The organism is Kocuria varians (assembly GCF_006539885.1).
GTDB lineage: Bacteria > Actinomycetota > Actinomycetes > Actinomycetales > Micrococcaceae > Kocuria > Kocuria varians.
Map to the genome: position 1 here is coordinate 204,446 of NZ_BJNW01000002.1, position 7,968 is coordinate 212,413.

At 71.2% G+C, this 7,968-nt stretch carries 6 protein-coding genes; 1 reads left to right on the top strand and 5 read right to left on the bottom strand.

The window, feature by feature from the left end; genetic code table 11:
* Positions 1-97: 97 nt before the first annotated feature.
* From KVA01_RS02140 to KVA01_RS02160, 5 genes are all read right to left on the bottom strand, one after another.
* Positions 98-520, bottom strand: coding sequence for a DUF3151 domain-containing protein (locus tag KVA01_RS02140; RefSeq protein ID WP_068467722.1), 423 nt, complete (start codon positions 518-520; stop codon positions 98-100).
* 90 nt (positions 521-610) lie between these two features.
* A complete protein-coding gene (locus KVA01_RS02145; protein ID WP_068467720.1) occupies positions 611-2,245 on the bottom strand; it encodes an AbgT family transporter in 1,635 nt (544 codons plus the stop codon).
* 35 nt (positions 2,246-2,280) lie between these two features.
* Positions 2,281-3,813 carry an amidohydrolase gene (locus KVA01_RS02150; protein ID WP_231860559.1) on the bottom strand — a complete coding sequence of 511 codons (1,533 nt, stop codon included), beginning with the start codon at positions 3,811-3,813 and terminating at the stop codon, positions 2,281-2,283.
* Between the two features lie 82 nt (positions 3,814-3,895).
* Positions 3,896-4,918, bottom strand: coding sequence for a class II fructose-bisphosphate aldolase (fbaA, locus tag KVA01_RS02155; RefSeq protein WP_068467718.1), 1,023 nt, complete (start codon positions 4,916-4,918; stop codon positions 3,896-3,898).
* 193 nt (positions 4,919-5,111) lie between these two features.
* The gene (locus KVA01_RS02160) at positions 5,112-6,443 is read right to left on the bottom strand and encodes a lipase family protein (RefSeq protein WP_141268727.1); all 1,332 of its coding nucleotides are present in this window, start codon (positions 6,441-6,443) and stop codon (positions 5,112-5,114) included.
* Between the two features lie 345 nt (positions 6,444-6,788).
* Here KVA01_RS02160 and KVA01_RS02165 point away from each other — a divergent pair, with 345 nt between their 5' ends.
* Positions 6,789-7,925 (top strand): diaminopropionate ammonia-lyase, encoded by a 1,137-nt coding sequence (locus tag KVA01_RS02165; protein WP_141268729.1) that lies wholly within the window; start codon positions 6,789-6,791, stop codon positions 7,923-7,925.
* The last annotated feature ends 43 nt before the right edge of the window (positions 7,926-7,968 follow it).

A 7,968-nucleotide genomic window follows, 5' to 3' on the forward strand; every position in this document is an offset into this window, starting at 1 on the left:
GTCCCGCATCACCGTGCGCCGCCAGGGAGCCCCGGAACATGACCGGAGCGCCCGCCCCCAGCGGGGACGGGCGCTCCGAGTGCGCTCACTGCCGGTCTCAGCGCGCCTGGATCTGCGCTGCGGCCTCCGGGTCTGAATCGTTGAGGAACTTGTCGATGCGGGCGGCCTCGTCCGTCTCACCGATCTGCGCGGCGGCCTGGCCGAGCGCGGCGAGCGCCCGCAGGAATCCGCGGTTGGGCTCGTGGGAGTACGGCACGGCGCCGTGGCCCTTCCAGCCGTGGCCGCGCAGGGAGTCCAGGCCGCGGTGGTAGCCCACGCGGGCGTACGCGTAGCCCTCCAGGGTGCGGCCGTCCGCGAGCGCCTCCTCCGCGAGAATCGCCCACGGCAGCTGCTCCTTGGGGAACGCGGCGGCGAGGTCCTCGGCCTCGTCACCCGCCTCGAAGCGGGACACGAGTTCCGGGTTCTCCTCCAGGTAGGTGGGGGCGGGTTCGTCCAGCAGGTTCTTGCCGAGCAGTGCCACGGTGGTTCCTCTCCACGGTCGTCACGGGATTTGCCACCACTCTACGCAGGGCCACGACGACGCCGCAGGGCGGGTCCTGCGAGCGGCAGGCTACTTCCCGATCATGATGCCCACGCCGGGCCCCAGCGGCAGGTCCAGGAAGTAGAAGACCATCAGGATGATCACCCACACCACCCAGAAGGGAACGACGAACGGGATCATCCGGGCCATGACCGTGCCCAGGCCCGCGGAGGGTTCGTACTTCCGGAGCATGGTCAGCAGTACCACCATGTAGGGGTTCAGCGGGGTCATCACCTGGGTCGCGGAGTCGCCCACGCGGAACGCCGCCTGGATGAAGGCGGGTTCGAAGCCCAGGATTCCGAACATGGGCACGAACACCGCGGCCATGAGCGTCCACATGGAGGAGCCGGAGATGATGAACAGGTTCAGCAGGGAGCACAGGATGATGAACCCGATGACCACCGGGAACCCGGTCACTCCCGCGTGCTCCAGCCCGCTGGCACCCGTGACGGCGATCCACGAGCCGATCCCGGACCAGTTGAACAGCGCGATGAACTGGCCCAGGACGAACGCGAGCACCAGGAACGAGATCATGTCCCGCAGCGCGGCACCCATCATCACGGGAACGTCCTTGTAGCCCCGCACGGTTCCGGCCACGCGGCCGTAGACGTAGCCGCTCACGGAGAAGAACACGAAGATGATGAACACGATCGAGGACAGCAGCGGGGACTTGGGCAGGAAGTGACCGGCCTCGTTGCGCCACGGCGAGTGGGGCAGCAGGGCGAAGACGACCATGGCCACGCCGATCAGCACGAATGCCGTGCACGCCCACAGCAGGGCCTTGCGCTCCCGCGGGGACAACGACGCCGCCACGTCCGGTTCCCGGGACTCGGCCACGGTTTGCTCGTCACCAATGATCCGGATGGCCCGGGTGTCCGTCATGAGCTGGTCGGTCTCCGGGTTCACCTCCTCCGTGGAGACCCCGGCCCGCTGGATCCGCGGTTCCACGACCCTGTCGATGACCCAGCCCGCCACGAGGGAGAGCACCACGGCCGCCACGATGTTGAACCAGTAGTTCGACAGCGGGTTGACCTCGGTCGCGTTCGCCGCGAGCGCGGGAACGGTGGGGATCACGGCGTTGGTGATGCCCGCAAACAGGGCGTCGAGGGACGTGGGGAAGATGTTGGTCGAGTACCCGGCGCCGGCCGCCGCGAAGCCTCCGAGCAGACCGGCCACGGGGTGCCGCCCGGCGGCCTTGAACGCGAGCGCGGCCAGGGGCGGGATCACCACGAACGCGGAGTCCGCCATGATCGAGCCCACCACGCCCACGAACCCCACGGTGTAGGGCAGCAGCCACCGCGGGGCGCTTCCGATCGTGAAGCGGATGGCCGCGGCCAGGAACCCGGACTTCTCCGCGATCCCGATGGCCAGCAGGATGGTCGCCACGGTCACGAGGGGTGGGAAGCCGATGTAGTTCTCCCCCAGCGTGGTGGTGAACCACGCGATGCCCTCGCCCGTGAACAGCCCCTTCACGGCCACCGGGTCCTCCTTGCCGGGGACCTGCACGACCACGTGCGCCCAGGCCATGGCGGTGGAGACCACGGCGGTGAGCAGGAAGAGGAGGGTGAACAGCGCGAAGGGCTCGGGCAGCTTGTTGCCCACCCGCTCGATGCTCGTGAGGAGGCGGTCTCCCAGGCTGCGCCTGGCGTTGGCGGTGGCGTTCATGCGGGCTCCGTGGTGGTCGGGGGCTGAGGGCGGGGTCAGGCGAAGTAGTCGGGCACGGAGATGCCGCCGCCGTTGGCGCGGAAGTCCTCGGCGACGTCGTGCGCGAGGTCGTCGTCCGTGAGGTAGTCCAGGGCCACCGCCGCGAGGCCGTACGCGCCGTCGAGGCCCGCCTTCTCCGCCGCGGGGGTGGCCGCCGCGGCCGCGAACTCGCGGGAGTGCAGCCCGGTGTCCTCGTCCGCGAGGCCGATGAGCGGGTGGATCCCGGGGACCCGGTAGCTGACGTTGCCGAAGTCCGTGGACGCGGCCAGCACCTCGGACACGGTTCCGGCGGGGTACGGCTCCCGGTCACGACGCCGCTGGGCCAGCACCCAGCGGTCGGACAGCGGTCCATTGCCCAGGACGGGCAGGGTGGCGGGAGAGGTGTCCCACGCGACCGTCACGCCCACACCGGCCATCAGTGCGGCTCCCTCCATCACCTCGGTGACGCGCGTGGACAGCGTCCCCAGGGTCTCCGGACGCTGCGAGCGCACGTAGAGCCGCAGCGTGGCCTCCTCCGTGATGATGTTCGGCCGCTCACCACCCTCCGGTAGCACCGCGTGGATGCGGTCCGTGGGAGGGGTCTGCTGCCGCAGCAGGCCGAGCCCCTGGTAGGCGAGCACGGCGGCGTCGAGCGCGTTGCGGCCCAGGAACGGGTGCGACGACGCGTGGGAGGCACGGCCGTGGAAGCGCACCTCGCACTGGCGGCGCCCGAGCCAGACCTGGTCCACGAGGTCCACGGGGTAGGAGTGGACCATCGCGGCGGCGTCGACGCCCTCGAGCGCACCGGCCCGGGCCATGATCTCCTTGCCGCCCTCACCCTCCTCCGCGGGGGTCCCCAGGTAGACCACGCGGCCGGAGAACGCCCGCGGGTCCTCGCGCAGCAGTTCCACGAGCGCCACGAACGCGCCCAGCCCGGTCACGGCGATCACGTTGTGCCCGCAGCCGTGGCCGATGCCCGGAAGCGCGTCGTACTCGGACATCACCGCGATCGTGCGGTGCCGGCCGGGATCGAAGTCCTCGGACTCGAGCTCCGCGCGCACGGCGGTGTCCAGACCGTGAACGGGGCTCTGCGCGGCGATGTCGTGCGCGGCCAGGTACTCCACGATCCACGCGGCGGCCCGGTGCTCCTGGAACGCGGTCTCGGGGTTCTCGTGCAGCAGGTGCAGGACACGCGTCAGCCCCTGGGCCTGGGCGTCCACGAGGGACTCCAGCCGCTCGTGCAGCTCCTGTGCCGCACCCCGGTGGTCCGCGAGGTGGTGGGCGAGCTCGCCCTTGCGGCCCTCGGTGTCCCGCCGCAGCTGGTCCAGGTACGCGTGGGACGGCTCGGGGGCCGCGTCCCGCGGCGCCCCGTCTCCACGCGCCCCGTCGTGCGGCGCCCGGTCCGCCGCCGCCCGATCCCCCGGAGCAGGATCCTGCGAGGCGCGGTCTCGCGGCACCCGGTCCCCCGACGCCCGGCCCTGCGGGGCTCGGTCTCGCGGCGGCGTCGTCGTTCGCTCGGGCGGTGTGCCCTGCGGCTGCTCGGATGCCATGCCAGGACACTAGCACGTGACCCGGAACACAGCGGTGCCCCGCACGCGGACGTGCGGGGCACCGGGTCGCCGGAGGGCGGGACTACTTGAGGGAGGTACCCGCGGAACCGAGGTTCTGGCAGGCTTCGACCACGCGCGCAGCCATGCCGGCCTCCGCCTCGGCGCCCCACACGCGGGGGTCGTACTTCTTCTTGTCGCCGACCCCGCCGTCGACCTTGAGGACGCCGTCGTAGTTGCTGAACATGAACCCGGCCACGGGGCGCGTGAACGCGTACTGGGTGTCCGTGTCCACGTTCATCTTGACCACGCCGTAGGACACCGCGTCCGCGATCTCCTGCGCGGTGGAGCCGGAGCCGCCGTGGAACACGAGGTCGAAGGGGCGGTCCTTGCCGATCTTCTGGCCGACCTCGTCCTGGATCTCCTTGAGCAGCTCCGGTCGCAGGCGCACGTTGCCCGGCTTGTACACGCCGTGCACGTTGCCGAAGGTCAGCGCGGTGAGGTAGCGGCCCTTCTCACCGGTGCCGAGCGCCTCGATGGTCTTCATGGCGTCCGCCACGGTGGTGTAGAGGGAGTCGTTGATCTCGCCGACCACGCCGTCCTCCTCACCGCCGACGGCGCCGATCTCCACCTCCAGGATGATGTGCGCCTTGTTGGTGCGCTCCAGCAGCTCTTGGGCGATCTTGAGGTTCTCGTCCAGGGGGATCGCGGATCCGTCCCACATGTGCGACTGGAAGATGGGGTCCTCGCCGCGGGCCACGGCCTTCTCGGACTCGGCGAGCAACGGCAGCACGAAGCCCTCGAGCTTGTCCTTCGGGCAGTGGTCCGTGTGCAGGGCGATGTTGACGTCGTAGTTCTTCGCCACTTCGCGCGCGAACGCGGCCATGGCCAGCGAACCGGTGACCATGTCCTTCACGGAGGCACCGGACCAGTAGGCCGCACCGCCGGTGGAGACCTGGACGATGCCGTCCGAACCAGCCTCGGCGAAACCGCGGATTGCGGCGTTCAGCGTCTGCGAGGAGGTCACGTTGATGGCCGGGTACGCGAAGCCCTTCTCCTTGGCCCGGTCGATCATCTCGGAGTAAACGTCAGGGGTTGCGATGGGCATGGAGTGCTCCTTCTACTCGGTTACCGGTGCACGGCTGGACCGTGGCCTGAGGCCTGCCCCCCCCAGTCTAGTCCGCCGGGGCCCTCACGGACCGGGGCGGCACCCGGAAATTCGGGGATTTCCGGGATTCCCGGCAGCCTCCCCGGCAGCCCGACGGGCCCGGACGGCGACGCCGCGGCGTCGCCGTCCGGCCTCACAGCCGCCAGCAGGAGTTGACCTGCGGGATGCCGTTGAAACGGGCGTCCAGGTAGGCCAGCATCGAGGGGATGCCCTCGACGTAGCCGCCCAGGTGGGTGGGCGTGGCAAGGGTCTGCAGGGACACATTCGTGCCCTGGGCGCACCAGTTCTGGGCGAGCGTGCGCCCGGCCTGGTAGGGCACGACGTCGTCCGTGAGCCCGTGTGCGATCCGCACCGGGATGCGCGGGTGGCGCCCCGCCACGCCGTTGGTCTGCTCGGCCAGGTACTCCTTCAGACCGGGGTCGCCGAGCAGCTGGGAGAACGTGCGGCCGTCCGCGGTGAGCTTCTTGGACGGGACGAACGCCTCCCCGAGCACGGTGCCGACCACGCAGCTGTCCTGCGCCCGGTCGTAGTGCCGCTGCCCCTCCGCATTGAGCTTGCCGCGCACGTCCACACCGGTGTCCTGGGCGGCGCCCATCACGTAGAGGGACAGGCCCGTGAACAGGGTGGAGTCAATCTTCTTGCCCGTCGCGACGAGGTCCGCCGGGGGCGCGCCCACCCACCCGCTGGCGAGCTTCACCTCCGGTGCGTAGTCCGCCGCCATCTCCACCGCCGACGCCGTGGCGCCGCCGCCCTGCGAGTAGCCCACCGCGGCCACGGGGGTCGTGGCGTCCACACCCTTCAGGCCGAGTCCCTGGGCCGCGCGCACGGCGTCGAGCACCGCATGGCCCTGGCCCACCCGGTTCATGTAGGTGTGCGCGCCCGGTGTTCCCAGACCCACGTAGTCCGGGACCACCACGTTGTACCCGGCGTTGACCAGCCCGGTCAGGTTGAGTCCCTCGTAGTTCGTGCCGAACGCGAGCTGGCGGGAGGGCGCGCAGGAGTCGCCCATGCCCTGCGCGCCAGGGGAGAACACCACGAGCGGGCGGGGTGTGGACTTGCGCCACGCGTTCTTCGACTGCAGCACGGTGCCGCTGGCCGCCACCGCCTGGTTCTTGCTGTTGGTGGTCCGGTACATGAGGCGCGTGACGGACGCGTTGGGCTTGATGAGCCTGACGGGGTCCAGGTAGAACGTGGACTCCTCCGAGCGCACCACTGCTCCGTTCGCGGCGGGCAGCTGGGCCGGGGGACTGTAGAAGGACGGGTCGGTGGTGGCCCGGAGCTTCTGGAGGGCGTCCTCCCGGGCCACGTCAGCGCGGGTCAGGCCCTCCTCCTCCAGCTTCTGGTCCTGCTGGGCGCTCGGCAGCTTGGAGAACTCGCCGTCCGCCGCAGCACCGGCAGGAGATCCGGGCCGGGTTTCGGCGTGAGCGGGTGGCAGCCCCGCCAGCAGCAGGCCGAGGCCGAGCACGGCGGCGCCGGCGGAACGGCGGAGGGGAAACGGGGCGTGAGGTCGATCACGTCATGGTCGGGTGACCCTTTCATCATGTGATCCATCTCACGTGACGCTACGGCACCCGCGCCCGCAGACCTATAGCCGATCGGCCAGACTTTCGCGCCCCGTCAGACTTTGCGCTCCGTCAGATGGCGTGGACCGGCGGGTCCTGCGGGCGGAGAGCGATCCGGGGCGCGAGCAACGTCACCGCGCCGCCCGCAGCGCCCAGCCTCGAGGCAGCCGAACAATGAAGCAAATGTGAACATTCATGTGCAAAAAATCGCGCTTTTCTTACCCCTCTGCGCCCCCGAGCATGGAGGCATGACCCTCACGCACACCGCCGCCCCGTACCTCAACGCCCGCGCCGCCCACTGGCGCACGACCCCCGCGCAGGCCCGCGCCCACGAGCTGCACCGCAGCATGGCCGGCTACGCCCCCACCGCCCTGCGCGAGCTGCCCGTGCTGGCGACCGAGCTCGGGGTGGCCCGCGTGTTCATCAAGGACGAGTCCGACCGCCTGGGCCTGCCCGCCTTCAAGATCCTGGGGGCCTCGTGGGCGGTGTGCCGCGCGGTCGCCCGCAGGATAGAGGTCTCCCCCGAGCACCTCACGGTGACGGCTCTGCGCGCGGCACTGGCCGCCGCAGGGTCCCCGGACCTCACGGTGGTCACGGCGACCGACGGCAACCACGGCCGCGCCGTCGCCCGCATGGCCGCGGCACTCGGGCTGCGGGCGCGCGTGTACATCCCACGCGGCGTCGGCGAGTCCGCGGTCCGCGCCATCGCCGCGGAGGGCGCGCCGGTGCTCCGCGGCGGCCCCACGTACGACGACGCCGTGGCCACCGCCGCCGCGTCCGTCACCGGCCCCGACGAGCTGCTGGTGCAGGACACCTCATGGCCCGGCTTTGAGGAGGTGCCGCGCTGGATCGTGGAGGGGTACACGACGCTCTTCGCGGAGGCGGACGAGCAGCTCGCAGCCGCCGGAGCACGCCCGGCGGACCTCGTGGCCTGCCCGGTGGGGGTCGGCGCGCTCGCGCACTCCATGGTGGAGCACTACAGGGGCGCCGTCGGCTCGGAGGCCGCCCTGCTGACGGTGGAGCCGCGCACCGCGGACTGCGTGGCCCGGTCCCTGGCGGCCGGTGAACCCGTCACCGTGGACACCTCAACGCCCACCATGATGGCCGGGCTCAACTGTGGCACGCCCTCCGGGATCGGATGGCCCTCGCTCCGGGACGGCCTGAGCGCGGCGGTGTCCGTGACCGAGGACGAGTGCCGCCGCGCCGTGCTCGACCTGCAGGAGCTGGGGCAGGACTCGGGGCCGTGCGGGGCGGCGTCGTTGGCGGGGGTTCGCGACCTGCTGGCCGCACCCGGCGCACGCGAGGAGCTGGGGCTGGACGGCACCTCCACGGTGCTGCTCATCAGCACGGAGGGTCTGAACGCCAACCCCCTCCCGAACGCGTGACACACTGACCGGGACCGTCCCCCCCCCCCCCCCCCCCCCCCCC